General features: G+C 65.8%; 20 protein-coding genes. 14 read left to right on the top strand and 6 right to left on the bottom strand.

Annotated elements, in window-relative coordinates; genetic code table 11:
• Positions 1-7: 7 nt before the first annotated feature.
• From ON27_RS19480 to ON27_RS19470, 3 genes are read right to left on the bottom strand one after another with little or no spacing between them, the layout of a single operon-like run.
• Entirely contained in the window at positions 8-1,261 is a 1,254-nt protein-coding gene (locus ON27_RS19480; RefSeq protein WP_043729359.1) for a glycosyltransferase family 4 protein, read from the bottom strand.
• Positions 1,258-2,925, bottom strand: coding sequence for a 1,4-alpha-glucan branching protein domain-containing protein (locus ON27_RS19475; RefSeq protein ID WP_083887671.1), 1,668 nt, complete (start codon positions 2,923-2,925; stop codon positions 1,258-1,260). Before ON27_RS19475 ends, ON27_RS19480 begins: the two co-directional genes overlap by 4 nt.
• Positions 2,922-3,740, bottom strand: a complete 819-nt coding sequence (locus ON27_RS19470; protein ID WP_043729355.1) for a class I SAM-dependent methyltransferase — start codon at positions 3,738-3,740, stop codon at positions 2,922-2,924. Before ON27_RS19470 ends, ON27_RS19475 begins: the two co-directional genes overlap by 4 nt.
• A gap of 263 nt (positions 3,741-4,003) precedes the next feature.
• Here ON27_RS19470 and ON27_RS19465 point away from each other — a divergent pair, with 263 nt between their 5' ends.
• The 8 genes from ON27_RS19465 (at position 4,004) to ON27_RS19430 (ending at position 16,277) form a co-directional block, all read left to right on the top strand.
• On the top strand, positions 4,004-4,789 hold the full coding sequence (locus tag ON27_RS19465; RefSeq protein ID WP_043729353.1) for an electron transfer flavoprotein subunit beta/FixA family protein: 786 nt from the start codon (positions 4,004-4,006) through the stop codon (positions 4,787-4,789).
• Positions 4,790-4,827: 38 nt separating this feature from the next.
• On the top strand, positions 4,828-5,784 hold the full coding sequence (locus ON27_RS19460) for an electron transfer flavoprotein subunit alpha/FixB family protein (protein WP_043729352.1): 957 nt from the start codon (positions 4,828-4,830) through the stop codon (positions 5,782-5,784).
• Positions 5,785-6,183: 399 nt separating this feature from the next.
• On the top strand, positions 6,184-6,576 hold the full coding sequence (locus ON27_RS19455) for a hypothetical protein (RefSeq protein ID WP_043729350.1): 393 nt from the start codon (positions 6,184-6,186) through the stop codon (positions 6,574-6,576).
• A gap of 236 nt (positions 6,577-6,812) precedes the next feature.
• Positions 6,813-7,868 (top strand): cobalamin-independent methionine synthase II family protein, encoded by a 1,056-nt coding sequence (locus ON27_RS19450; RefSeq protein WP_043729348.1) that lies wholly within the window; start codon positions 6,813-6,815, stop codon positions 7,866-7,868.
• Positions 7,869-8,003: 135 nt separating this feature from the next.
• Entirely contained in the window at positions 8,004-9,977 is a 1,974-nt protein-coding gene (locus tag ON27_RS19445) for a type I restriction-modification system subunit M (protein WP_043729345.1), read from the top strand.
• Between the two features lie 92 nt (positions 9,978-10,069).
• Positions 10,070-11,335: a restriction endonuclease subunit S gene (locus ON27_RS39925; RefSeq protein ID WP_157227241.1), complete on the top strand. Its 1,266-nt coding sequence runs from the start codon at positions 10,070-10,072 to the stop codon at positions 11,333-11,335.
• Positions 11,332-13,119: a DUF262 domain-containing protein gene (locus tag ON27_RS19435; RefSeq protein WP_043729343.1), complete on the top strand. Its 1,788-nt coding sequence runs from the start codon at positions 11,332-11,334 to the stop codon at positions 13,117-13,119. The genes ON27_RS39925 and ON27_RS19435 overlap by 4 nt, the downstream gene beginning before the upstream one ends.
• Positions 13,120-13,169: 50 nt before the next feature.
• Positions 13,170-16,277: a type I restriction endonuclease subunit R gene (locus ON27_RS19430; protein ID WP_043729390.1), complete on the top strand. Its 3,108-nt coding sequence runs from the start codon at positions 13,170-13,172 to the stop codon at positions 16,275-16,277.
• A 210-nt stretch (positions 16,278-16,487) separates the two neighbouring features.
• Here the strand turns inward: ON27_RS19430 and ON27_RS19425 are convergent, their stop codons facing one another.
• On the bottom strand, positions 16,488-16,697 hold the full coding sequence (locus ON27_RS19425; protein WP_043729341.1) for a DUF397 domain-containing protein: 210 nt from the start codon (positions 16,695-16,697) through the stop codon (positions 16,488-16,490).
• On the bottom strand, positions 16,694-17,587 hold the full coding sequence (locus ON27_RS19420) for a helix-turn-helix domain-containing protein (protein ID WP_043729388.1): 894 nt from the start codon (positions 17,585-17,587) through the stop codon (positions 16,694-16,696). Before ON27_RS19420 ends, ON27_RS19425 begins: the two co-directional genes overlap by 4 nt.
• A gap of 236 nt (positions 17,588-17,823) precedes the next feature.
• Between ON27_RS19420 and ON27_RS19415 the strand changes: the two genes are divergently transcribed.
• The 3 genes from ON27_RS19415 to ON27_RS39920 all read left to right on the top strand — a co-directional run bounded on the left by ON27_RS19415 (position 17,824) and on the right by ON27_RS39920 (position 19,858).
• Complete coding sequence (locus tag ON27_RS19415) at positions 17,824-18,525, top strand: hypothetical protein (protein WP_043729339.1); 702 nt, start codon at positions 17,824-17,826, stop codon at positions 18,523-18,525.
• A gap of 6 nt (positions 18,526-18,531) precedes the next feature.
• The gene (locus tag ON27_RS19410) at positions 18,532-18,792 is read left to right on the top strand and encodes a hypothetical protein (RefSeq protein WP_043729337.1); all 261 of its coding nucleotides are present in this window, start codon (positions 18,532-18,534) and stop codon (positions 18,790-18,792) included.
• 136 nt (positions 18,793-18,928) lie between these two features.
• Positions 18,929-19,858, top strand: coding sequence for an IPT/TIG domain-containing protein (locus ON27_RS39920; protein ID WP_051046771.1), 930 nt, complete (start codon positions 18,929-18,931; stop codon positions 19,856-19,858).
• A 151-nt stretch (positions 19,859-20,009) separates the two neighbouring features.
• On the opposite strand, the gene ON27_RS19400 is transcribed toward ON27_RS39920, so the two are convergent.
• Complete coding sequence (locus ON27_RS19400; protein ID WP_043729334.1) at positions 20,010-20,867, bottom strand: LysR family transcriptional regulator; 858 nt, start codon at positions 20,865-20,867, stop codon at positions 20,010-20,012.
• A gap of 112 nt (positions 20,868-20,979) precedes the next feature.
• On the opposite strand from ON27_RS19400, the gene ON27_RS19395 reads away from it, so the two are divergent.
• The 3 genes from ON27_RS19395 to ON27_RS19385 all read left to right on the top strand — a co-directional run bounded on the left by ON27_RS19395 (position 20,980) and on the right by ON27_RS19385 (position 24,393).
• Complete coding sequence (locus ON27_RS19395) at positions 20,980-22,272, top strand: NAD(P)/FAD-dependent oxidoreductase (protein WP_051046770.1); 1,293 nt, start codon at positions 20,980-20,982, stop codon at positions 22,270-22,272.
• Between the two features lie 265 nt (positions 22,273-22,537).
• The gene (locus ON27_RS19390; protein WP_043729380.1) at positions 22,538-23,365 is read left to right on the top strand and encodes a GNAT family N-acetyltransferase; all 828 of its coding nucleotides are present in this window, start codon (positions 22,538-22,540) and stop codon (positions 23,363-23,365) included.
• Positions 23,362-24,393 (top strand): lysophospholipid acyltransferase family protein, encoded by a 1,032-nt coding sequence (locus ON27_RS19385; RefSeq protein ID WP_043729332.1) that lies wholly within the window; start codon positions 23,362-23,364, stop codon positions 24,391-24,393. Before ON27_RS19390 ends, ON27_RS19385 begins: the two co-directional genes overlap by 4 nt.
• Positions 24,394-24,837 lie beyond the last annotated feature (444 nt).

Raw genomic sequence — 24,837 nt, 5'->3', positions numbered from 1 at the left:
CCGCGGGTTACTTCGGGTCGCGTTCCGGCAGTGGACGTTCCACGATGGTCGGACGGCCCAGCGGATTGCGCACCCGCCGCTTGGCCGAGTGGTACACCTGGGCGGTTTCCGCGGCCACCACGTCCCACGCGAAGTCGGCGGTGAGCCGCTCCCGCGCGGCATAGGCCCGCTGCTGCGCGGCGGCGGGGTCGTCGAGGGTGGCGCGGACCGCCTCGACCAAGCCGTCGACGTCCGCGGGCGCGAACGAGGCGCCGGTGACGCCGTCGATCACGGCCTCGCCCAGGCCGCCCGCCGTGGAGGTGATCAGGGGAGTGCCCGCCGCGGCCGCCTCCAGGGCGACGATGCCGAAAGGTTCGTACCGGCTGGGCAGCACGATCGCGTCCGCGCCGTGCAGCCAGCCGAGCAGTTCCGCGTGGTCGAGTTGACCGGCGAAGGTCACCGCGCGGGCGACGCGGTGCACCCGGGCGCGCTCGCGCAGCCACTCGAACTGGGTGCCGACGCCCGCCACGGTGAGGGTGGTGCCGGGGTGGGCCCGGCGGATGCGCGGCAGCGCGGCGATCGCGTCCTGCACGCCCTTCTCGTACTCCAGCCTGCCCACGTACAACAGTCGGGGCGGTCCGCTGCGCGGGGAGCGGGGGCGAAACGTCCACGCCCCCACGTCGATTCCGTTGCGGATGACGGTCATCGGGATGCGTTCCGGGCCGTAGAGCCGCTCGACCTCGTCCTGCATGGAGGAGGAGCAGGTGATCAGCGCGTCGGACTCGTTGGCGAGCCACCACTCCACCGAGTGCACCTGCTTGTTGACCTTGCCCGCGACCCAGCCGCTGTGCCGTCCGGCCTCGGTGGCGTGGATGGTCGACACCAGCGGAACGTCGTAGTACTCGGCCAGGGCGATGCCGGGGTGGGCGACCAGCCAGTCGTGCGCGTGCACCACATCGGGCGTCCAGCCGTCGCCGATGCCCGGCTTGCCCAGTGCGACGCCCGCCCGCACCATGGCATGGCCCATGGCCAGCGTCCAGGCGAGCATGTCCTCGCCGAAGTCGAACAGCGGCGGGTCCTCCGCGACCGCCACCACCAGCACCCCGTCGGCGATGTAGGAGTGGGTGGGATGCGTCGAGGAGTCGGTGCCGGAGGGCCGCCGGGACAGCACGACCACCTCGTGGCCCGCCGCGGCCAGTTCGACGGCGAGGTGATGCACATGCCTGCCGAGCCCGCCGACCACGACCGGTGGGTACTCCCACGACACCATCAAAATCTTCATGCAAGTCCTTCTGCGGCCGAGCCCGGGTCCGCCGGTTCCGGTCCGTGGTCCGCGGTGGCGGGGCCCGGTCCTGGCGCGGTGGCGGATACTGCCCCGGTGACGCTGGGTACGGACCCCGCGGAGGTGAGTCGTCGCGCGTCCACGCCGGGGAAGAGTCCGTCAGCCGCCCCCCATCCTGCCGCCAACTGCCGTGCTTTCGCGAGTTGGCCCGCCCCGACGGCCGCGGCGATTTCCCGCACCGCGTGCGCGTGGCGGTGCGCGCGGTCGCGCGCGTAACCCGCTGCGGAGTCCTTGCTCACCATGAACGCCCAGTCGCTGGACACGGTCAGGATCGCCTCGCGCAGAAGCTGATCGGCGACCTGGTCACGCAGGCCGGGGGCGCCGCCCTGGGCGGCGCGCATCTTGTCGACGGTGTCGAGGGCCAACCGCACGATGTCGTCGTTGAGCTCGACCAGATCGCGGACCTGCTCGCCCGCCCACACCCGCCAGTCCTTGCCCGAACCCCAGGACGAGTCGGCCAGCGGCACCGATTCGCCCAGGTAGCCGCGGGTTCGCGCGTCGGCGAGGGTGCCCACGGTGACGCCTGCCTCCGGCAGCGCGCGCAGCACCTGGGCCAGCCATTGCGGACCCTCGTGCCACCAGTGGCCGAACAATTCGGTGTCGAACGCGGCGACGACGAGGGCGGGCCGCCCGATCCGCTCGGACTCGGAGACCAACCGCTCGCGGACGGTCCGCACGAAGTCCTCGACGTCCCGGGTGACCGCGGCGGCGGCCAGTGCGGGATCGTAGGGAGCCTTGTCCGGACCCGCGACCGTCTTGCCGGTGACCCGGGCGGGTTTGAGACCTGTCGCATGGTCATAGTGATGAAAGTCACGGTAGGCGGCGTGGCCGGGATAGCCCGATTTCGGCGACCAGACCCGGTAGCTCACCTGCAGATCACGTCCGAACGCGACCACATCGGAGTCCCGCACCGGACGGCCGAGCGTGGTGTCGCCGCGCAGGGCGGGGCCGTCGACCATGAAATGCGTCACTCCCGCGGCGGCGTAACCGTCCTCCATGCCGGGGGTGTATCCGCATTCCGGCGCCCAGATGCCGGTGGGTGTGCTGCCCCAGCGGTGCCGGGCGTCCGCCAGGCCCTCGGTGAGCTGGAACTGGCGCAGCCGCGGATCAAGGAGCGGCTGGAAGGGGTGGGCCAGCGGGCCGCCGAGCAGCTCGATGGTCTCGGCGTCGATGAGCTTTCGCCAGACCGGCGCCGCGCCGTGGCGCCAGTGCTGCTCGAACTCGGCCAGCGCCGCGGCGGCCAGGCGGTGTTCGTGCCTGCCCAGCGCGAGATTGCCCGCCATGGCGGCTTCGTCGGCGCGCAACTGCCAGTTGCCCAGCCAGTGGTGCATGCCCGCCAGGCAGTGCGGGTCGTCCAGTTGCGCCGCGAGCACCGGAGTGATGCCGAGACTGAGCAGGTGGGAACGGCCTTCGGCGGCAAGCGTGCGCAGCACCTCCACCACCGGCAGGTAGGAAGCGGCCCAGGACTGGTAGAGCCATTCCTCGCCGACCGGCCAGCGCCCGTGATGGGCCAGCCAGGGCAGGTGGGAGTGCAGAACCAGGGTGAACTGGCCCGGCACGGGGCTTGCGGAGTGCCCGCCGGGCACCGTACTGCGATCGGTCAAGGCTTCACCGCGATGGCGACCAGATCCAAGCTCGCGTCGATGTCCGCCTCGGCCAGCACGAAGTCCTCGACCGTGACGCTCGCGACGTCCGCGGTCAGTTCGTCGGGCCAGGGCTCTCCCGCCAGCGCCCGTTCGATCTGGGCGTCGATGAACGACCCGCCGTGTTTCGCGTCCAGCGCTCGCAGGCCGGGCCCGTGGTGCACGCCGATCATCTGGGAGACCTCGAAACCGGCCTCGACCAGCAGTTCGGTCAGCTCGGCCGCGTTGAGTTCCCTGGTGTGGAACGGGTTGAGCGGAGTGTCGCGACCGGGGGAGAAGGTGATCCGGTTGGGTGTGCTGATCAGCAGCTCGCCGCCGGGCCGCAGCACGCGCAGGCATTCCCGCAGGAACTGGGACTGGTCCCAGAGGTGCTCGATCACCTGGAAGTTCACCACGACGTCGACCGAGGCGTCCTCCAGCGGCAACTCGGCGAGATTGCCCTGGATCATTTCCACGCGCGGATACCGCGCGCGCACGTGCTCGACGGCGCCGGTGTCGTAGTCCAGGCCGATCACCTTGACGGCCACGCCGGCGATCATGTCCGCGCCGTAGCCCTCCCCGGAACCCGCCTCCAGCACGGTCTTTCCGGCGCAGCGGTCGAGCAGCCGGGCATAGGCGATCTCGTGCCTGCGGAACCAGTAGTTCTCCTCGGCGATGCCGGGCACGGTGCGCTCGCCGGTCAGCGGCAGCGGTTCGACGGCGCCGGTGCTCGTCTCGGGGTCCGCGCTGTCACCGGTCGGGTCGGCCACTGCGGCAGGGATCACAGCCTCGCTCATCGTTCCGACGTTACTGGCACGGCAACTGCGCGGGACACCCCACCCGGTCGCCCCGAAGTGCTGCTTCCGGCGGGTCCGGAAGGGGTCGCCGAATCGGCGCACTGTATCGCGTGGTAACCAATTGTGAGAGAGAAGCCACTAAGTTACCCACGGGTAACTTAACGTAAGGTAATGTCACGGCCTGAGCCACCCACCCGGACGTACGGCGCAGCTCGTGCGACCACCACATCCGTGTAACCAGAACAGGAGGTCGACGAAGACCGATGCCGAACATCGTCGTACTCATCAAGCAGGTTCCCGACACTTGGTCCGAGCGCAAGCTGACCGATGGTGACTACACCCTCGACCGCGAGGCCGCCGACGCCGTTCTCGACGAGATCAACGAGCGCGCCGTCGAAGAGGCGCTGCTGATCAAGGAGGCCCAGGGCGGCGAGGTCACCGTGCTGGCCGCCGGTCCGGACCGCGCCACCGAGGCCATCCGCAAGGCGCTGTCCATGGGCGCCGACAAGGCCATCCACATCAACGACCCGGCCATCCACGGCTCCGACGCCGTGCAGACGGCGTGGGTGCTGGCGAGTGCGCTCGGTCAGGTCGAGGGTGTCGAGCTGGTCATCGCGGGCAACGAGGCCACCGACGGCCGCGCGGGCGCCGTCCCGGCGATCATCGCCGAGTACCTGGGCCTGCCGCAGCTGACGCACCTGCGCAAGCTGACCGTCGACGGTGACAGGATCACCGGCGAGCGCGAGACCGACGAAGGCGTGTTCAAGCTGGAGGCCACCCTCCCGGCGATCGTCAGCGTCACCGAGAAGATCAACGAGCCGCGCTTCCCGTCCTTCAAGGGCATCATGGCCGCGAAGAAGAAGGAAGTGCAGACCTTCACGCTGGCCGACCTGGGCGTCGACCCGTCGACCGTGGGCGTCGCGAACGCGGGCACCACCGTCACCGCGGCCACGCCGAAGCCCCCGCGCACCGCGGGCGAGAAGATCGCGGACGAGGGCGACGGCGGCACCAAGATCGCCCAGTACCTGATCGGCCAGAAGATCATCTGATCTCGGCAGCGCTGCAGACTTCCTAGGAGAGAACACAAATGGCAGAAGTACTCGTGCTCGTCGAGCACGCCGAAGGTGCGATCAAGAAGGTCAGTACCGAACTGCTCACCGCGGCCCGCGCCCTCGGCGAGCCCGCCGCCGTCGTGCTCGGCACGGCAGGCACCGGCGAGAAGCTGGCCGACGCGCTGGCCGCCGCCGGCGCGGAGAAGATCTACATCGCCGAGTCCGACGAGGTGGAGAACTACCTGGTGACGCCGAAGGTCGACGTGCTGGCCGCGCTGACCGAGTCGGTCTCGCCCGCCGCCGTCATCGTCGCCGCCACCGCCGAGGGCAAGGAGGTGTCGGGTCGCCTGGCCGCCCGCATCGGCTCCGGCCTGCTGGTCGACGTCATCGAGGTGAAGTCCGACGGCACCGCCGTGCACTCCATCTTCGGTGGCGCGTTCACCGTCGACGCCAAGGCCACCGGCGACGTGCCGGTGATCTCGGTCCGCCCGGGCGCCGTCGAGGCCTCCGCGCAGGCCGGTGCGGGTGAGAAGGTCACCGTCGAGGTGCCCGCGCAGGAAGAAGGCGTGGTCAAGGTGACCTCGCGCGAGCCGGTCGTGGCCGGTGACCGTCCGGAACTCACCGAGGCGGGCATCGTGGTCTCCGGTGGCCGCGGCGTCGGCTCCGCCGACAACTTCTCGGTCGTCGAGGCGCTGGCCGACTCGCTCGGCGCGGCCGTCGGCGCCTCCCGCGCCGCCGTCGACTCCGGCTACTACCCGGGCCAGTTCCAGGTCGGTCAGACCGGTAAGACGGTCTCCCCGCAGCTGTACATCGCCCTGGGCATCTCCGGCGCGATCCAGCACCGCGCGGGCATGCAGACCTCGAAGACCATCGTCGCGGTCAACAAGGACGAAGAAGCGCCGATCTTCGAGATCGCCGACTACGGCATCGTGGGCGACTTGTTCAACGTTGCGCCGCAGCTGACCGAAGCGGTCAAGGCGCACAAGGGCTGAGTTCACCTTCGCCAGATAGCTGGCCCCGACCGGAAACGGTCGGGGCCCGCTTTCGTTTGCAGCGTCGGTTTCTGTCAATGGTGCAGCTACTCAGCCATCACCTGTGAGAACAGCCGTTCGCGTTCCGCCGCGATGACCTGACGCGCGAGCTCGGTACTCATCAATAAGGCGCTTGTCGAGATACCGCCGAAGCGGCATCGTCGGCGGCCTGTTGAACGTTGCCCTGCAGCTGAACCGAAGCGGTCAAGGCGCACAAGGGCTGACACGCTGGGAGCGATCGAAAAGTGGCCCGATCGAGACGGTCGGGGCCGCTTTTCGTTGTTCGCCGCAGAACACGAGATGCCACAACGGATTTGAGCTACTGTTGGCGAGCGTTGCTGCAATGTCAGATGGGGGGCGGTGAGCGACGTCGTGGACAGCGGCGATCTTCAGACGGCGACCGGCGTGGACGGCGGTCTGCCGATCACCGCGCGGCGGGACACTCTCCGAGGGGCTGCGTCGGTGTTGTCGCCACCGGTGGTGTCCCAGTACCTTGCCTCACACGGCTGGCAACTAGAGTCCCGCGATCAGGACATCAAAGAGATCTGGCGACTTCCAGGCGAGGACGGCCTGCTAGGCCGAATCATGCTGCCTCTGGCCACCGACTATGTCGATTTCCCTCGCCGCTTCCGTGAGACGCTGCAATCCCTGGCCACCATTTACGACTGTGACCTCGCCCAACTGGTCGAACGAATAGCGGCCGCGGGGCCGACGCGGTGCTCGTGTGTCTCGACCGGGAAAGTGGCGAACTGACGCGGGTGCGAGCGACTCCGCCGAGGTGCTGGTCGGTTCGAACCGTTTGGGTCTATTGGGACGTAGAGGCGCTGATCTTCGAGCGCTTGGCTTGTTGTGACTGATCGGAGACTTTCGACGCGAAATTCGTGCAAACTCTCGAGGCGACTCGCGCGGGATTCGTGACCGATGCGAAAGAAATTACGGCACAGGTGATTTCGCGTCGAAGTCGCAGGTCGCGGACGTACACTCGGCCGGTGAGCATCCCAACGGAACCGATCGGTAGCATCCCTCGACCTCACGACCTGTTGGCCGCCATGGCCAACGATTCCGGCGACGCCGCCGCGCTCGCCGAACTCCAGCGGAGCGCGGTCGCCGAGACCATCCGCAAACTGGAAGAACTCGGCTCTCCCGTCGTCACCGACGGCGAGCAGTCCAAGCCGAGTTTCGCCACTTATCCGATCGCTGGGCTGGACAATCTGGCCCCGGACGGGGCGGTCATCCCGTTCGCCGACGGGCACCAGAGACAGTTGCCCCGGCTGGCCTCGGGCCCGTTCCGCTATGCCGCCCACGCGGCGGACTATCTGCGCGACGCGCAGCAGCACGCCACCGTTCCGGTGAAGCAGGCCGTCATCGCGCCGTCGGCGCTGAGCCTGCTGTATCCGGCCGACGGGATCGAGGATTATCCGCGCGAGCAGTTCCTCGCCGACCTCGCGGACGCGGCCGAGGCCGACATCCGCGGCTGCCTGGAGGCGGGCGCGCACCTGGTGCAGCTCGACTTCACCGAGGGGCGGCTGTCGCTCAAGCTGGATCCGAGCGGCGGGGTGCTCGACCAGTTCATCGAGCTGAACAACACGGTGCTCGAACGCTTCTCGGATGAGGAGCGGGCCAGGATCGGCGTGCACACCTGCCCCGGCGGCGACCAGGACTCTACACACAGCCTGGACGTGGACTACGTGCAATTGCTGCCGAAGCTGCTGCAACTGCGGGTGGGCGCGTTCTACCTCCAATTCGCCAGCGAACCGGACCCGGAGAAGGTGCTCGCCGTGGTCGCCGAGCACCTGCCCGCCGATGCGCGGGTGTTCATCGGCGTCACCGACCCGATCGACCCGCAGGTCGAGACACCCGAACAGGTCCGCGACCGGGTACTGCTCGCCGCTCGCTACCTGCCTGTCGAACGGTTGGGCACCTGCGACGACTGCGGTTTCGCACCGTTCGCCGACGACACCTCCACCTCACGGGAAACCGCGTTCGCCAAAATTCGTGCGCGCATCGAGGGCACGGCGCTGGCGGCGACGGAGCTGGGTGTCTGATTCGCGCGACGAGACTCGGTCTACGGCCCCGGGAACCCCCGGGGCCGCTCTCGTTCGGCGAGGAGCCGCACCGACCACTCCCTCTGCTCCCAGGCCACGTGTAACACCGCATCGAGGATGAAGGACGATTCCTTTATGGCCACCACCAATGCCGGACTCATCTGGAGCATCGCGAACCTGCTTCGCGGCCCCTATCAGCCGAACCAGTACGGCGATGTGATCCTGCCGTTCACGATCCTGCGTCGACTCGACGCGATCCTCGCGCCCCAGAAGGCCGAGGTGCTAGCCGAGTACAAGAAGACGCAAGGTCTCGGGATCGATCCGTTCATCGTGCTCAGGTCGAAGTTCGGATTGCCGTTCTTCAACACCTCGGTATGGGACTTCGGCAAACTGGCCGCCGACGCGTCCGGGCTGGCCGACAACCTGGTCGAATACCTCGAGGGCTTCTCCGTGAACATCAGGGACGTGTTCGACGGCTACGGTCTGCCCGCGCTGATCGCCGAACTCGACAAGAAGGATCGGCTGTTCCTGATCGTCAAGGAGTTCGCGAACGTCGACCTGCACCCGGATCGGGTGAGCGGGCATGACATGGGCTACATCTTCGAGGAATTGATCCGGAAGTTCGCCGAGTCCAACAACGCTCAGGCCGGCGACCACTTCACCCCGCGCGAGGTCATCGCGCTCATGGTCGACCTGCTCTACGCCGATAAGGATCTCGAGCTGACCGCCCCAGGGATCGTCCGCACCATCTACGACCCCGCCGCCGGAACCGGCGGCATGTTGTCGGTCGCCTACGACCACCTCACCGCGATGAATCCCGACGCCAAGCCCGTCTTGTATGGGCAGGAGGTCAACGGCCGCTCGTACGCGATGTGCAAGTCGGACATGATCATCAAGGGCCAGAGCGTCGACAACATCTACCTCGGCGACACCTTGGCCGACGACGGCTTCTCCGGCCACCACTTCGACTTCCTGCTGTCCAACCCGCCATTCGGCGTGGAGTGGAAGAGCCAGCAGAAGAAGGTGACCGATGAGCACGAGCAGCGCGGCCACGCCGGCCGCTTCGGCCCTGGGCTGCCCCGCGTTTCCGACGGTTCGCTACTGTTCCTGCTGCACCTTATCTCGAAGATGCGCCCGGTTCGCGGACCGCAGGACAAGGGCTCACGGCTGGCGATCGTCCTGAACGGCTCCCCACTGTTCACCGGCGGTGCTGGGTCGGGCGAATCGAACATTCGTCAGTGGATCATCGAGAACGACCTGCTGGACGCGATCATCGCGCTGCCGACGGACATGTTCTACAACACCGGCATCGCCACCTACATCTGGATTCTCGACAACAAGAAGACCGAACAACGCAAGGGCAAGATCCAGCTCATCAATGCGGTCGACATGTTCGGCAAGATGCGGAAGTCACTGGGCTCCAAGCGCAAGGAACTCCGCGACCAGGACATCAAGCTGATCTGCGAGCTGTACGAGGAGTTCCGTCACGACGACGGCACCGACGAGCCCGCGCTGTCGAAAGTGTTCGCCAACGAGGACTTCGGCTACCGCACCATCACTGTCGAACGTCCCCTGCAACTGAGTTTCCATGTGCATGAGGACACCGTCGAGCAGGTGCTCACCGCAAAGGCAGTAGTTAAACTCTCTGCGTACGAGCAAGATTCGGTGCGTTCCGCACTGACCTCTCTGGTCGGCCGGTCGTGGTCGAATCGCGACAAGTTCGTCATCGACCTCAAGTTGGCGCTCATGGACGCGGGCATCTCGAAGCCCGCTGCGCCGGTGGTGAAGGCGATCTGGACCACGGTCGGACAGCACGACCCCGGGGCCGATGTGATCATGACGAAGGGTGAGCCGGAAGCGGATTCGTCGCTGCGGGACACCGAGAACGTGCCGCTCGGAGAGGGTATCGAAGCGTACTTCGCGCGCGAAGTCCTTCCGCACGTCCCGGACGCGTGGATCGACCATGACAAAACCAAGATCGGCTACGAGATCCCCTTCACCCGGCACTTCTACCGGTACACCCCGCCCCGGCCGCTGAAAGAGATCCAGAAGGATTTGCGGGGCCTGGTTACTGAGATCCAGGCGATGCTCGCGGAGGTTGGAGCGTGAACTGGCCAGCATACGAGGAGTACGCAGACTCTGGTGTGGAGTATCTCGGGAAGATCCCCACTCACTGGACCGTTAGTAGGTTCTCCCGGCACATGCTGATCAACAGTGGTCAGGTAGACCCGAGGATCGAACCGTTCCGGTCCATGCCGCTGATCGCCCCTAATCACATTGAGTCGGGAACAGGGAAGCTGGTTGCGCTGGAAACCGCAGAAGAGCAAGGCGCGGACAGTGGAAAGTATGTTGTCCGGGAGGGGCAGGTAATCTACTCTAAGATTCGCCCAAATTTGGCGAAGGCGGTTATTGCTCCGACGGATTGCCTTTGTAGCGCTGACATGTACGGAATTACTCCGGATCCATCGAAGCTGAGCGCTGATTTTGCCCTGCTAGCCCTTCTTTCGAGACCCTTTACTGACTACGTCATCGACTCCTCGATGCGCGTCGCAATGCCGAAGGTGAACCATGATTCACTGGGTGCTGCGCCCTTGTGGTACCCACCGCTTGCGGAGCAGCGGGCGATAGTCGAGTTTCTCGACCGCCAGGTTGCGAAGATCGACGCGCTGATCGCCAAGCAAAAACAACTTATCGACACCCTGCGTGAGGACCGTGCCGCCACAATCACCCAGGCCGTCACGAAGGGCCTCGACCCGGATGTCGACATGAACGATTCAGGCGTAGAGCGGCTGGGTGACATCCCTGTGCACTGGTCGGCCCCGCAGATCGGCTGGCACACCGCTGTGGGAAACGGGGCGACACCTGCCCGTGAAGATCAAAGGTTCTGGGATGGCGGAACTGTTCCGTGGCTCAACAGTGGTCATGTCAACCGTGAGCTGATCACGGCTGCAGATCAGTTTGTCACCGAGATTGCTGTGCGTGAGTGTCATTTGCCGAAGGTTCGAGCGGGATCAATACTGATTGGTCTGACAGGGCAAGGAAAGACGCGAGGTATGGCATCAATCCTAATGATTTCGGCCACGATCAATCAGCACCTGGCGTACATAACTCCAATCTCCGGCGAGCTCGATGCGGCGTACCTCGTTTATGCTATCCGGTCCGCTTACAGTCATTTGCGAGAACTGAGCGACGAGAATGGAAGTACGAAGGGCGGTTTGACATGCGCAGCGTTGCGGAAGCTTCGTGTCCCACTTCCTCCAATAGTCGAGCAAGATGAGATCGCGAAGTTTCTGGAGCAGCGCTGCGCCAAGATCGATGCGCTGATCTGTAAATCGACCGAGATGATCGAGACCCTGCGCGAGTACCGCTCCGCTCTGATCACGGATGCGGTGACCGGGAAGATCGATGTACGTTCCTTCGTAGCGGAAGACGCGGGTGTCGTTGCCGCGCAAGGGGAGGCCAAGTGATCAAGTCCGTCGACAACGTTCCGGTGTACACGCTGCTGAGTCCGGAGAACACGATCGTGTACCGGATTCCGCCGTATCAGCGGGAGTACTCGTGGAGCAAGCAGCAGTGGGACGACCTGTTCGACGACCTCCTCGATTCCGACGGCGATCAGGGTCACTTCCTGGGCACGATCATCTGCGTGAACCAGACCGACAACGCCACGCAGGAGGTGGTGCTCGAGCTGATCGACGGTCAGCAGCGGATGACGACCTTGTCGTTGTTGCTCATCGCAATCCATTACTGCCTGGAGACACGCCGTGACGAGCTCGATGAGGACGACATCACCGATCTGACGAACCTGCGGCGTCAACTCGTCTTGCGCAAGCCGGTGCGCGCTCGGTTGCGCCCGCAGAAGCAGAACTCGAACTTCGAGGACTACCTCAATGTGCTTTCCCGGGCGGGCATCCAGATCGACAGCCCCAAGGTCAAGAACTTGGGCAATCGCCGCATCATGCGGGCGTACAACCACTTCGTGAACCGGATCTCGGTACGTGCCGAGGAGCCGGGCCGCGACGTCGTCGGCGTAGCTCTCGACATGCTCAGCCGAGTCAAGAACGCGACGCTGGTCAAGCTCGAGGTGGTGAGTCATTCCGATGCGTTCGTGCTGTTCGAGTCGCTGAACAACCGTGGCCTGCCGCTCACGCCGATAGACCTGATCAAGAACAACTTGCTTGCGTCCTCGGACAAGCAGGATGGTTTCGACACCGACAAGGTGTTCGTGCGCTGGAACGATCTGCTCGCCGACCTCGGTGACGACTACACCAACCAAGAGCGTTTCTTCCGTCAGTACTACAACGCCTTCAAGGCCACGCTGCCCCCGGTGATCAAAGCGCCGGTGGCGACCCGGTCGAATCTGATCCGCATCTACGAGACACTGATCGGCGCGGACCTGGCCGCCTTCCTCGACGGGATCACCACCGCTGGTTCGGAGTACAAGCGGATCATCGGCAATCTCGACGACGAGGACCCGCGCACGACCTTCGACGACGCGCTGCTGGGTCTCTCCCGTGCACAGGGGTCGCCGTCGCACATCCTCCTGCTGTTCCTGATGATCCGCCGCGCCGAGCTGAAACTGACCGAGACGCATCTGGAGGCGATCACCCAGCTGCTGGCCAGTTTCTTCGTCCGACGCAACCTGACCGGAGTCCCCCAGACCTACACTCTCCAGGCGCTGTTCATGGACCTGATCGAACGGGTCGCCCCCCTGCGAGGCAAGGCCGTCGAGAGCGCTGTGCGGGAGGGTTTGCGCCGGATCTCGGCCTCGGATGAACAATTCCTGGAGAAGCTGTCCGGGCAGATCTACGACGAGAACGCCGACGTGGCGCGGTTCATCCTCGTATCCCTCACCGAGCAGGGCTTCACCAAGGAGACCTGGACCGACCTGTGGGCACGCGAACGCACGCACTACAAGTGGACGATCGAGCACATCCTGCCGCAGGGTGGCAATCTGCCCGGCGATTGGGTGGCGATGCTCGGCGGCAACCGTGAGCAGGCCGCTGATGTGCAGCAGCGGCTGGTGCACACGCTCGGGAACCTGACGATCACTGGGTTCAACAGCAGCCTGGGCAATCGGTCTTTCGACTACAAGAAGGACCGCAAGGACAGCCACGGCAACTACATCGGCTTTCGTAACGGGCTGAGCCTGAACGCCGACGTGGCCGCCGCCGAGAAGTGGACCGAGGAGGAGATCACGCGACGGACCGAGCTCCTCGCGCGGCGCACCCTCGACTTGTTCCCCATCTGATGTCGAGCATCCGTCCGCCGTCGTCCGATTCACTTCTCGGAGAAATCGACATGCCCCAGCACCACGAATCCGTCCTCGAGGGCGAGATCTGCGAGCACCTGGCAGCGCACGGCTGGCTGTACTCTCCGAACGACTCAGGCTACGACCGTGACCTCGCGCTGTTCCCGGAGGACGTGTTCGCGTGGCTGTCCGATACCCAGCCGATGGAGCTGGCGAAACGGATCAAGCCCGACGCGACCACAGACGCGCAGTCCAAGGCCAGATCCGCGCTCTTGCAGCGGCTGGCGAAGACGCTATCGAACGATCCGAAGGCCGACGGCGGCACCCTCGCGGTGCTACGTCGTGGGTTCAGCGACTTCAACGCGGATTTCGCGATGTGTCAGTTCAAGCCGAACTCCGGGCTCAACGCCACCGTCGCGGCGAAGTACGACGCGGTGCGGCTGCGGGTGATGCGGCAGGTGCACTACTCGAAGGCCGATCCGAAGAAGGCCATCGACTTGGTGTTCTTCGTCAACGGAATCCCCGTCGCCACGGCTGAACTCAAGACCGACTTCACCCAGTCGGTACGGCACGCGATCGAGCAGTACAAGAAGGATCGCCCGCCCAAGGGCGAGCTGTTGCTCACCTTCGCGACGCGTGCACTGGTGCACTTCGCGGTGTCGAACAAGGAAGTGCACATGACCACCCGGCTCGCCGGGACGGGCACTGTGTTCCTGCCGTTCAACCGTGGCAACAACCACCACGCCGGCAACCCGGCCAACCCGGACGGCTCGGCGTCGTCATACCTGTGGGAGACGATCCTGCGGCGAGACACCTGGCTCGAGATCATCGACCGATTCATGCACCTCGAGATCACCGAACGCCGTGACCCCGACACCGGACGTAAGACCCGGAAGGAGACGTTGCTGTTCCCGAGGTTCCATCAGTGGGAGGTGGTCACCCAGTTGGTCGCCGCCGCCCGTATCGAGGGTCCCGGGCACAAGTACCTGATCCAGCACTCGGCCGGGTCCGGGAAGACGAACTCGATCTCATGGCTGGCGCAGCGGCTCGCCGGACTCTACGACGATGCCGACGACAAGGTGTTCTCCTCAGTCATCGTGGTCACCGACCGCACCGTGCTGGACACGCAGTTGCAGGAGGCCATCCATCAGATCAATCGCACCTCAGGCGTCGTCGCACACATCGACGGCCTGAGCGGCTCCAAGTCGTCCGAACTGGCAGCCGCGCTGGAATCCGGCACGCACATCATCATCGTGACCATTCAGACCTTCCCGTTCGCGCTCGAGGCGATCGCGAACAGGGAAGCGCTGCGCGGACGAAGTTTCGCGATCATCGCCGACGAGGCGCACTCGTCCCAGACCGGCGGCGCGTCGAACAAACTCAAACAGGTCCTCTCGCAATCCGAACTCGACGAGGTCGCGCAGGGCGGTGTGGTGTCGGCGGAAGACATCCTGGCCGCCGAGACAAAGGCCCGCGCCGAGGCGCGTAACGTCTCGTTCTTCGCCTTCACCGCGACCCCCAAGGCGACCACCCTGCAACTGTTCGGCAGGCCGGGCCCGGACGGCACCCCGCGCCCGTTCCACCTGTATTCGATGCAGCAGGCCATCGATGAAGGCTTCATCCTGGACGTGCTGCGCAACTACACGCCCTATAAGACCGCATTTCGTCTGTCGCACAATGGGAAGACCTACTCGACCGACGACACCACCGAGGGCACCGTCGCCGTTACCCAGGACGGCACCGACGCCGATCTGGTGGACCGGAGCGCGGCCGTGAAGTCGGTGATGAACTGGGTGAAGTTGCATCCGACGAACATCTCGCAGAAGGTGCAGATCATCGTCGAGCACTTCCGGCACAACGTGGCCTGGCGGCTTGACGGGAAAGCCAAGGCTATGGTGGTCACCAGCTCCCGCAAGGCCGCCGTCCGCTACAAGCTCGCGTTCGATAGTTTCGTCGCTCAGCGCGGCTACACCGACGTCGCGGCCCTGGTCGCGTTCTCCGGCGAGGTACAGGACGCCGAATCCGGCAGCGACGAACCGTTCACCGAAACGAGCATGAACCCCGGCCTGAAAGGCCGCGATCTGCGCGACGCCTTCGCCACCGACGAGTTCCAGATCATGTTGGTGGCCAATAAGTTCCAGACGGGATTCGACCAGCCGAAGCTGGTCGCGATGTATGTCGACAAGAAGCTCGGCGGCGTGCAAGCCGTGCAGACTCTTTCCCGGCTGAACCGGACGTTCGCACCGCTGAAAGATCAGACGTTCGTGCTGGACTTCGCCAACGAGGTCGCCGACATCGTCGACGCGTTTTCCCCGTACTACGAGGTCACCACACTCGCCGACGTCACGGACCCGAATATCGTTCACGACACCGAACGCAAACTCGCCGTCGCGGGGATCTACGAGGGCTCCGAGGTCGACGGGCTCGTCGCCGACTATCTGGCGAAGAAGGGCAACAGCGCGCTGGAGAAGTGGATCGCTCCTGCCGCCGAGCGGTACGCAGTCCGGATGAAGGAGGCGCTCGATGCCTCCGACTCGGCGGCCGTCGATGCGTTGGAGATGTTCCGCAAGGATGTCGGCACCTACGTGCGGCAGTATGAGTTCCTCTCTCAGCTGTTCGACTACGAGAATCCCTGGCTGGAGAAGCTCGCGATCTACCTCAAACTGCTCGCGCCGCAGCTCACGGGCGGAGCGAAGCAGACCCCGATCGACCTGTCCGCGGTCGCCATCGACTACCTCGGCCATCATCAGCAGGCCGTGCAGAACGGCGTACTCACCGCCGGGGTGCAGCTCGAACCGGCGACAGGGGCTGGCACCGGAACCGTTAAGGACCCCGAGATGGTGGCGCTGGAGGAGGTTATCGCCCGGATCAACGATCTGTTCTCCGGCAATCACCCGGACTCGAGCATCCGCAGCGTGATCACCCACATCAAGGACCGGCTCGAAGAATCCATGACCCTGCGCGCCCAGGCGAGAACCAACACCCTTGCCCAATTCTCCGCCAGCCCCGACCTCGACATCGCCTTCGTCGACGCCGTCATCGCGGCCATGGACTCCTCGGCCGATCTCTCCGCACAGATCCTCAACAACAAAGACTTGTCGCAGAAGCTGCTCGGAGAACTGCTGCCCGGCATCTACGCGCGACTGAACACCGCCTGATCTCAGTCGCCGAGAACTGCCGGATCACCAGTGGATCGTCCCCTGGTGGCGGTGAGCCGGGGCTGCGTCGGTGGGCAGGCCCGGACGGCGACACGGAGCAAAGGCGTTGCGCTGCATCGAAATTGTTGGTCATGGGCGGAGCGGCCCCGCTCCTGTCCGCGTGGTGGGCGGGGCGGGGCCGGTCGATTCGGTTATGTGTGCGAGGTGCGGTCAGGCGGGGCGGTTGAATTCCCCGTCCTGCACGCCGATGGTGAAGGCGTCCCACTCGCCTGGTGCGAACACCAATGCCGGGCCGGTCGGGTTCTTGCTGTCCCGCACGCCGATCATGCCGCCGCTCAGCCATGCCACTTCGACGCACTGCGAACCGCTGGCGCTGCGGCTGCTCTTGAACCAGTTCGCTTCGGATAGGTCACCGTTCACCGCTCGTAACTCCTTGCCACCCGCCGGAGCAGGTCTCGCGATTCCACTTCACCCAGGCACGTGTCCCGGATGGCCGAGGCGAGCTCACTATAGAGCCGAATCTCCCCTGCTTTCTCCAGGTATACATCCTGCGCCGGTCCCCCCTCCAAGTAAACGATCGGAGGTTCGACCGGCACGCCTTTGGCGTTCGAGTCGAACTCCATGATGATGAACATGCCGTGCGGCATCCCCCAGGCCAGTCCCGCGCTGAAGGGGTGTATCCGCAGCGTGACATTGGGCAGTTTCGAGATTTCGGCCATGTGCCGGTGTTGGGCCGACATGACCTTCGGTCCGCCGATCATGCGATGGAGGGCCGATTCGTGCAGCAGCACTTCCAAAGTGATCGGCTTGGTCTTACGAGTGACTATGGTCTGCCGCCTCAGTCGGTGCTCCACGCGCCGCTCGACGTCCTCGTTGCTGAATTCGGGATAGGCACCGATCACAGCTCGTGCATAGTCTGCGGTCTGCAACCAGCCGGGGACGTGCTCATGGTACGTGGTCAGGCGTCGTGCGGCTGCTTCCAGCCCCACGTACATGTTGAAAGCACCGCTGTACAGACCGCCATACGCGTGATACCAGCTCTTGGTTCTCGCTTGCACCGCTAGGTCGACCGCCGCCTTCGTGTCCGTGGCATCTACGCCGTACAGCTCGCATAGCGCCTGTGCATCCTGTCTGCGGACTTTCTGGATCTGGCCGGTCTCCAGACGCTGGAGTACGGCCCTGGACAGATCGACCAGTTTGGCGGCCTCGGCGATGGTGAAGCCCGCCGCTTCGCGGCGGTCACGCAGGAAACGTCCGAGTTGGCGGCGCGGCAGCGTCGATGAGGGGCCTTCTTCATCAGGGGTGGTCACGCAGGTCTCCTTGAAGTGAGTCGTGCGGGAGTGCAAATCGAATCTGGTTCTTCACGAGAACCGAGCACCGTCCTGGGCAATCGAGCCGATCGGTAATGGGTGCTCGTTTTCGAGCGTATCCGCTGGTCACTGGTGGTGTTCTGATTTCGTCGTTCGAGGCGAGAACCCGCCGAGGGGTCGCGCCGCGTCGAACGAATCCCACACTCGCACGCCGTCGACATGACCCTGGAGCAACGATGCACACCCAGAAGATCGGCACGACCGGTCGGCCCGCCATGCAGAAGAGACAGGGGGCGAATGCCGTAGGGCTGGTGCGGACGGATACGTCCGGACCGCACGCACCTCGGCACGCGACCGAGATACGCCGCCACGCCGAACAGTTGGGCTACCACTACCTCTACACCGTCCGGCCCCCGGAGAGAGAAGTCGACCCGGTCGGATACGCGCTGGCAATCGCGGTCGGCGTGCACGCCACCGCCCTCGTCGTCCACGACCTGACCACCGTGGACAACACCCCTGCCCGAGTCTGCGAGACCTGCGACCTCGAGACGGTTAGCCCCGCCGTGACCTGGGCACGCGCGCAGCCCGGTGTGATCGGTCCCGGCCATGCCCATCCCGACCATCCGCTCACCATCACCGAAGCGCATCGAATCATGCAGCAGCACAGAGGATGTCGCGCCGCCACTTGTCCACGAAAGGCGTCGGCGCTCAGTTGTCTGGTGCGGGCGGGCAAGCTGGTTCCACCGGTCTCCAGCCCGCGCGAACGCGCCGCCGCCCGTGGCCTGACGTTCGATCCGCCCGCCCGTCCACTGCCCATGTCGCCTGGCCCCGATATGGAAACACTCCTGAATGTGCTCGACGCGCTCAGCGCCTCCCTCGTGGACTCCCGCGGCCCGGCCTCCTGTCAGTCCGACGTCACGCGAAGCGAGCTGGACTGAACTGGAATGCACGAGATCCATCACACCGAAGCCGGAGGCTTTCAGGCGATCTGGCGGCTGGAAGGCCACCGGATCGCGATCATGGTCGTGCGCGGCGCGTCCGACGTGACCCCCATCGCCTCCTACGGCCCGGATTCCTATCCCGACCTCGCGCAAGTGCGGGAACTGCTGCCGAGAATGACCGCGCTGTGGGATGCGGTACGCCACGACTTCTGGTCACGGCTGCTCGCGCGCCATCGGCCTTCCCCGACCACCGGAGCAATCTGAAAACGGAAGAAAACGGATCGAGAGATCTGTTGCCCGCGTGCGTGTATAGGCGCATTACTGAATAGAGTCAGGACCGAACGAGTTCGTCCTCCTGGCGCAGCGGAACCATTTACGCCGGGGTCGAGGAGGTCGCACGATGTCCACCACTGCTTCTCTGTCTGCGGCTCCGACACTGAGTTCGGCGAGTCCGGGTTCGGGACCGCTCATCGGCGGAACCACGGTAACTCTGGCCGGGACGAATCTGACCGGAGCTACGGCGGTCGAATTCGGCGCCGTTGCCGCGACCTCGTTCACGGTCGACTCCGCGACGCAGATCACGGCTGTCTCTCCTGCCGCGACAGGAGTTGTGCGCATCACCGTCACCACGCCGAGCGGGCTCAGTAACGGAATCAAATTCACCTATGTCGGCACGCCTCCGCCATCCGGGGTGAATTTCGGTCCGGGCACCTCGATCCTGTCCGACGGCGGACCGCCCTGTGGAAGCTGGGGCACCGTAGGGGCTGTCGGCTATGACGAGCTGGGAAATCTGGTGGCTCTCACGGCCGGGCACATGATGACTCGGAACACCAGAGCGCAGGAGGTATTCCTCACGGGGAATCGCAAACTGGGGCCGATCGGGTATTACGCCACGTGGCCGACGAATTGGCCCGGATTTCCGTCGTTTCGGTTTCCGGCCGACTCTTCCAAAGACTATGCGATCATCAAGCTGGACGAAACGAAGATAAATCCGGTCAACAGGACGCCGAACGGGACCGTGGTCAGCCGGATCGGCGCGCGCCCTGTTCCGCTTTCGGACATCATATGCAAGTACGGCCAGGTGTCCGGAACGACGTGCGGTCTCGTGATCGAATACGAGAACAACGTCATCAGTTCCTGGGCCGCCATCATTCCGGGCGACAGCGGAGGCCCGGTGACCACGCGCAGCGGTCTGGTCGGAATAACCTCCGCGATCAATCCGCTCAATCCCTGGGCGCCGTTCCAGTTCACCGGAATTCACGGGATTCTCGACGACATCGCCGCGCAAGGACCGGACACGATCGGAATCGGATTCACTCCGCTCGCGTGATCGCGGGGATCGTGAGCGGCGCGATGCCCGCTCGATCGACTCGGCGGCGATCGTCGCTGTGGACGATCTCGGAATTCCCTCGACCGGCGCCAGGGACCGCCCGCGGCCGATGTCTCGCGTCGTTGGACGGTCCGCTGACCGATGACCGTGCTCAGCAGCGGTGCAGCGCCTCGAGCAGGGTGTCGAGGATCGGGGAGCGTCGAGCGTCGGCGCGCAACACCGCCGACACCGGGATGCGCAGCTTGGACTCGGCCAGTCGCAGCACCACCAGTCCCTCGGTCGTGCTCTCCGCGTAGAGCACGGTCCACGCGTCGGGGCGATTGATCAGCTCCATCGTCGCCGTGTGATCGGGCGGGATCGGCGGTCCGAAGGTGGGGCCGGTGGGCAGCTCGGCGAACGCGTTGCGGATCACGGTGTGCAACAACACCTGTTCCTGCTCCGGCGGCAGCAGCAGGGGATACGAACTCAGATCCGACAGGGTCACCGTGTCCTTGGTCGCCAGCGGATGCGCGCTGGAGGTGGCGATCACGAGGTCCTCGACCCACAGTTGCTCGACCATGAGGCCGGGCTGGTCGACGCGGCCGCGAATGAGCGCGAGGTCGCAGTCCCCGTCGGTGACCGCGGTGATGCGCTGACGGAAGGGTTTGATCACGAATTCGATCTCCGCTTCCGGATGCGCGGCGCGCGCGCCCGCGATCGCCGACAGCGAGCGGGTGGCGAAGGACATGTTCGCGGCCAATCGGATGCGCGGCCCCACCGTGCGCACGGCGGCGCGGATCGCCGACTCCAGGCTGAGCATTTGTTTCGCCAGGGGAAGTAGCCGTGCGGTGGCGTCGGTGGGCACCACCGAGCGGGTCGAGCGCTCGAACAGTTGCACGCCGAGGTCGCGCTCGAGCCGGGAGATCTGGTGGCTGATCGCCGACTGCGAGATGAAGCAGCGCGCCGCGGCGCCGCTGAAGCTGAGCTCCTCGCACACCGCGACGAAGTAGGTGAGCTGCCGAAGTTCCACAGCGGCCTCCTATTGATTACGAATCGAGATAAGACTCATCTGCATTATGCGCCCATACACCTGAAATATCCGCCCTCCGGATCGCGGTTGGTAATGAGAGAAGGAGGCTGTCATGCAGTACGTGGAAGCGGGAATCGAAACCGCTGGTGTCGTCATTGTCGGATCGGGGTTCGGCGGGCTCGCCGCCGCCAAGCAGCTGGCCAAGTCGGGGGTGGACTATGTGCTGATCTCCAGCACGCCCGAGCATCTGTTCCAACCGCTGTTGTATCAGGTAGCGACCGGTGTGCTCGCATCGGAGGAGATCGCGCCGCCGATCGCGGGCATTCTGCGCCGCCATCGTGAGGCCGATGTGCGCCTGGGCACGGTGGTCGACATCGATCCCGACCAGGCCGTCGTCACCTATGAACACGAGGGTGTGCGCCACCGCATTCGTTACGGCTCGCTGATCGCCGCCACCGGCGCCAGCCAGTCCTATTTCGGCCGGGACGATTTCGCCGAGAAGACCTTCTCGCTCAAGACCATCGATGACGCGCGGCGGCTGCGCGCGCAGATCGAGCGCGTCTTCGCCGAAGCCGCGCAGGCCGACGAGCCGACCAGACGCAGGCTGCTGAGCTTCGTCGTGGTCGGCGCGGGCGCGACCGGCGTCGAGGTGGCCGGCCAGCTGAAGGAACTGGCGAAACGGCATTACCACCAGGAGGTTTCGGTCACCCTCGTGGAGGGCGCGGGTGAGGTGCTCCCGCCGTTCGGCGGCGGGTTGTCGGAGTACGCGAAGAAGTCGCTGACCCGCAGCGGCGTGGACGTGCTGCTGGGCACCTTCGTCACCGACATCGAGCACGGCAAGGTCACCGTCAAGGGGCGCGACGGCGTCGAGCACGGGATCGCGGCCGAGACCGTGGTCTGGTCGGCGGGCGTGCAGGCGGGCGGATTCGCGAAGATCCTCGCCGAGGCCACCGGCGTGGCGACCGACCGGGCCGGCCGATTGCTGATCAACCCGGACCTCACCGTCGGCGGCTACGCCGACATCTACGCCATCGGCGACATGACCTCGCTCAACGGCTACCCCGGCCAGTCGCCGGTGGCCATGCAGGAGGGCAGGCACGCCGCCGACATCATCCGTCGCAAGAAGCAGCCCGGCACCCCCTTCACCTACTGGGACAAGGGCAGCATGGCGGTGATCAGCCGCTTCAGCGCGGTGGCGAAGCTCAACGAGCGCATCACCTTCCGCGGTGTGATCGCCTGGTTCATGTGGCTCGCGGTGCACCTGTTCTACCTGGTCGGCTTCCGCAACCGCTTCGCCGCGGTCGCTTCGTGGCTGGTCGCGTTCATCGGCACCGGGCGCCCCGGCTTCGCCGAAGAGGACACGACTGCGACGAACGTACGCACTGCGGAAATCCGCGCCGCCTAGTGACTTCCCGCACCTGAGGAATCGCGCCGCTCCGAGCTGGGAGCGGCGCGATCGTCTGCGCACGGCCTGGGTGCACGCCGTGCGCTCCGGCGCCGGGCCCTGTGCGATGCACCGCATGTCGGAGGCGATCCCGAAGCCGAGGGACGAACAGGGTGGAACCGCTCGGTGAACGGTCGGTGTGACAGCCGTCTCGTTCACCGAACCGGCATCGCCGCGACACTTCGAGGTTGCTGCGGCGCATTGTCGAGCTGGCTTCATCATGGATATGACTATTTCGTCCGTGTTGACAGCCCCGGCTCGAGCGACGGACTCCGGGGAGGAACGGTCGCGCTACTCGCTGGTGGTCTCCTCCGACCGCGATCACCGCGTCGCCGCGCAGCGCCTGCGCTACAACGTGTTCGCCAACGAGCCCGGCTTCCAGATCCCGGACGACGGCACCGGTCTGGACGCCGATCATTTCGACGAGCACTGCGACCACATGCTGGTGTGCGACGACGCGACCGGTGAGTTCGTCGGCTGCTACCGTATGCTGCCCCCGGACCGGGCCGCCGCCGCGGGCGGGTACTACACGGCGACGGAATTCGATCTGACGCAGCTGGATCCGGCGGGGATGCGGATCGTGGAGATGGGCCGCGCGTGCGTCGTCCCCGATCATCGCAACGGCTCGGTGCTCACCCTCATGTGGGCGGGCATCCTGCACTACATCCAGCTCACCGGTTACGAGTGGGTGATGGGCTGCGTGTCGGTGCCGATGCAGGACACCCCGGCCGACGCGCCCGGGGTGAACGTGCGCGGCGTGCGCGATCTGCTGCTCGGCCGCCACGCGTCCGACCCCGAGCGCCGGGTGCACCCGTACAACCCGGTGGTCGTCGAGGGCAAGACCTTGGACGAACTGACGCCGCCGTCGCGGCCGAAGCTGCCGCCGCTGGTGCGCGGCTACCTGCGGCTGGGCGCGGAGATCTGCGGCGAGCCCGCGCACGATCCGGCTTTCGCGGTCGCCGACTTCGTCGTGCTGCTCGGACTGGACACCATCAACACCCGCTATCTCGATCGACTACAGGAAGCCGCCGCGACCCTCGACGGGGGACGGTGAGGACCGTGGTGTTCGACGCGCCGCCCGCCGAGTCCTCCGCGCACGCGTGGATGCCGGCCAGCCCCTGCGGCCCCGGCTGCCTGGATTCGATCGATCAAGTCGGGCCGGGACGGGTGGCCGCCCGGTTGGCCGGGGTAGCCGGACTGCTGCTCAGCTTCCCGGTCGCGAACGCGGTTACGCCGCGAGGTAAGCGCGAGCCATTGCAGCGCGGCTATGCGCGCCTCTTGCTCGGTTGTCTGGGCATGCGACTGCGCATCGTCGACAACCGGGGGGCCGCGGACGAGCGGGGGGTCGTCGATGAGGGCGACCCCGCGCTCGCACCGGCCGGTTTCGGCGCGCCCGGCCACGGCCTGATGGTCGTCACGGGACATATCGGCTGGACCGACATCGTCGCGCTGGCCTCGGTGCAGCCGCTCGGCTTCGTCGCGCGCGCGGACATGGTGGAGTGGCCGCTGATCGGCCGGCTCGCCGAACTGATGCGGGTCATCCCGATCGAGCGCGAGAGCCTGCGACAGCTGCCCGGCGTGGTGGCCGCGGTGGGGGCCCGGCTGGCCGCGGGCGAGCGGATCGGCGTCTTCCCCGAGGGCACCACCTGGTGCGGCCGCGCCTACGGCACCATGCGACCCGCGTTGTTCCAAGCGGCCGTGGACACCGGCACTCCGGTGCAGCCGGTGCGGTTGCGGTACCTCGACCGGCACGGCGTGCCGTGCACAGTGCCCGGGTTCGTCGGCGTGGACACCTTCGCGTCCTCCGCGCGCCGGGTGTTGCGCTCGCGCGGGATGGTGGCCGAAGTGGTGCTGGAACCGGTGCAACAGCCCGGCGCGAACCGGCGCGAGCTGGCCCGCCGCTGCGAGGCGGCTATTCGGGGCACCGCGTCGCCGCGCCACGGTGCGAAAGTAGCGACGGAGTGGATCGAGGCGGCGCACACCCGCGTACAGGATCCCTCGGTCGACGCGGACGCCCCGGAGGTGCGCAGGCCACGCCGCCGCCCTGTGCTGCGCGGGCGCCGCACCGCAGCCACGCAGTAGGCGACGAACGCACGGCTGCGAGAACCGAACTTCCGGCCTTTCGCGCCGCCGGAACTGCGCGAGGTATCCGAAGCGTGGAGCGAATCTTGTCCGTGTGCTGTTTCAGTCCCCGCTGAACCACAGATATCCGCGTCGGTGGATCGCGGTTACCGCAGCGCTGCAACACGGAGTCCAGCTCCTGTTCACTGTCGTCCTTCGGAGACAGTTCCGCGAGTTCACCCAGAAATGCATTCAGCTGGGTCGTATCGAACATCGTGTCCGCGCGCCCGTGAACAGCCCACAACATCGATCCTGTAGGCGCATCCCGGATCATCTTTCCGAGAGTTCCGACGGTCTTCCGGTAATGACTGTCGCGATTGCCACCTTCCCCCTCAGCACCCGTGTCGAGTGGAGACGCGCCGCGCACGATGCCGTGGCGGGCCGATCTCGGCCCACCCCGCACTA

Source organism: Nocardia asiatica NBRC 100129 (genome assembly GCF_000308415.1).
Lineage (GTDB): Bacteria > Actinomycetota > Actinomycetes > Mycobacteriales > Mycobacteriaceae > Nocardia > Nocardia asiatica.
This window is presented reverse-complemented; position numbering and strand designations above follow the sequence as displayed.

Bases quoted from the DNA above. Each gene is read 5' to 3' on its own strand.
- ON27_RS19480 (WP_043729359.1), bottom strand. From the start codon at position 1,261: ATGAAGATTTTGATGGTGTCGTGGGAGTACCCACCGGTCGTGGTCGGC.
- ON27_RS19470 (WP_043729355.1), bottom strand. From the start codon at position 3,740: ATGAGCGAGGCTGTGATCCCTGCCGCAGTGGCCGACCCGACCGGTGAC.
- ON27_RS19465 (WP_043729353.1), top strand. From the start codon at position 4,004: ATGCCGAACATCGTCGTACTCATCAAGCAGGTTCCCGACACTTGGTCC.
- ON27_RS19460 (WP_043729352.1), top strand. From the start codon at position 4,828: ATGGCAGAAGTACTCGTGCTCGTCGAGCACGCCGAAGGTGCGATCAAG.
- ON27_RS19445 (WP_043729345.1), top strand. From the start codon at position 8,004: ATGGCCACCACCAATGCCGGACTCATCTGGAGCATCGCGAACCTGCTT.
- ON27_RS39925 (WP_157227241.1), top strand. From the start codon at position 10,070: ATGCTGATCAACAGTGGTCAGGTAGACCCGAGGATCGAACCGTTCCGG.
- ON27_RS19430 (WP_043729390.1), top strand. From the start codon at position 13,170: ATGCCCCAGCACCACGAATCCGTCCTCGAGGGCGAGATCTGCGAGCAC.
- ON27_RS19415 (WP_043729339.1), top strand. From the start codon at position 17,824: ATGCACACCCAGAAGATCGGCACGACCGGTCGGCCCGCCATGCAGAAG.
- ON27_RS19410 (WP_043729337.1), top strand. From the start codon at position 18,532: ATGCACGAGATCCATCACACCGAAGCCGGAGGCTTTCAGGCGATCTGG.
- ON27_RS39920 (WP_051046771.1), top strand. From the start codon at position 18,929: ATGTCCACCACTGCTTCTCTGTCTGCGGCTCCGACACTGAGTTCGGCG.
- ON27_RS19395 (WP_051046770.1), top strand. From the start codon at position 20,980: ATGCAGTACGTGGAAGCGGGAATCGAAACCGCTGGTGTCGTCATTGTC.
- ON27_RS19390 (WP_043729380.1), top strand. From the start codon at position 22,538: ATGACTATTTCGTCCGTGTTGACAGCCCCGGCTCGAGCGACGGACTCC.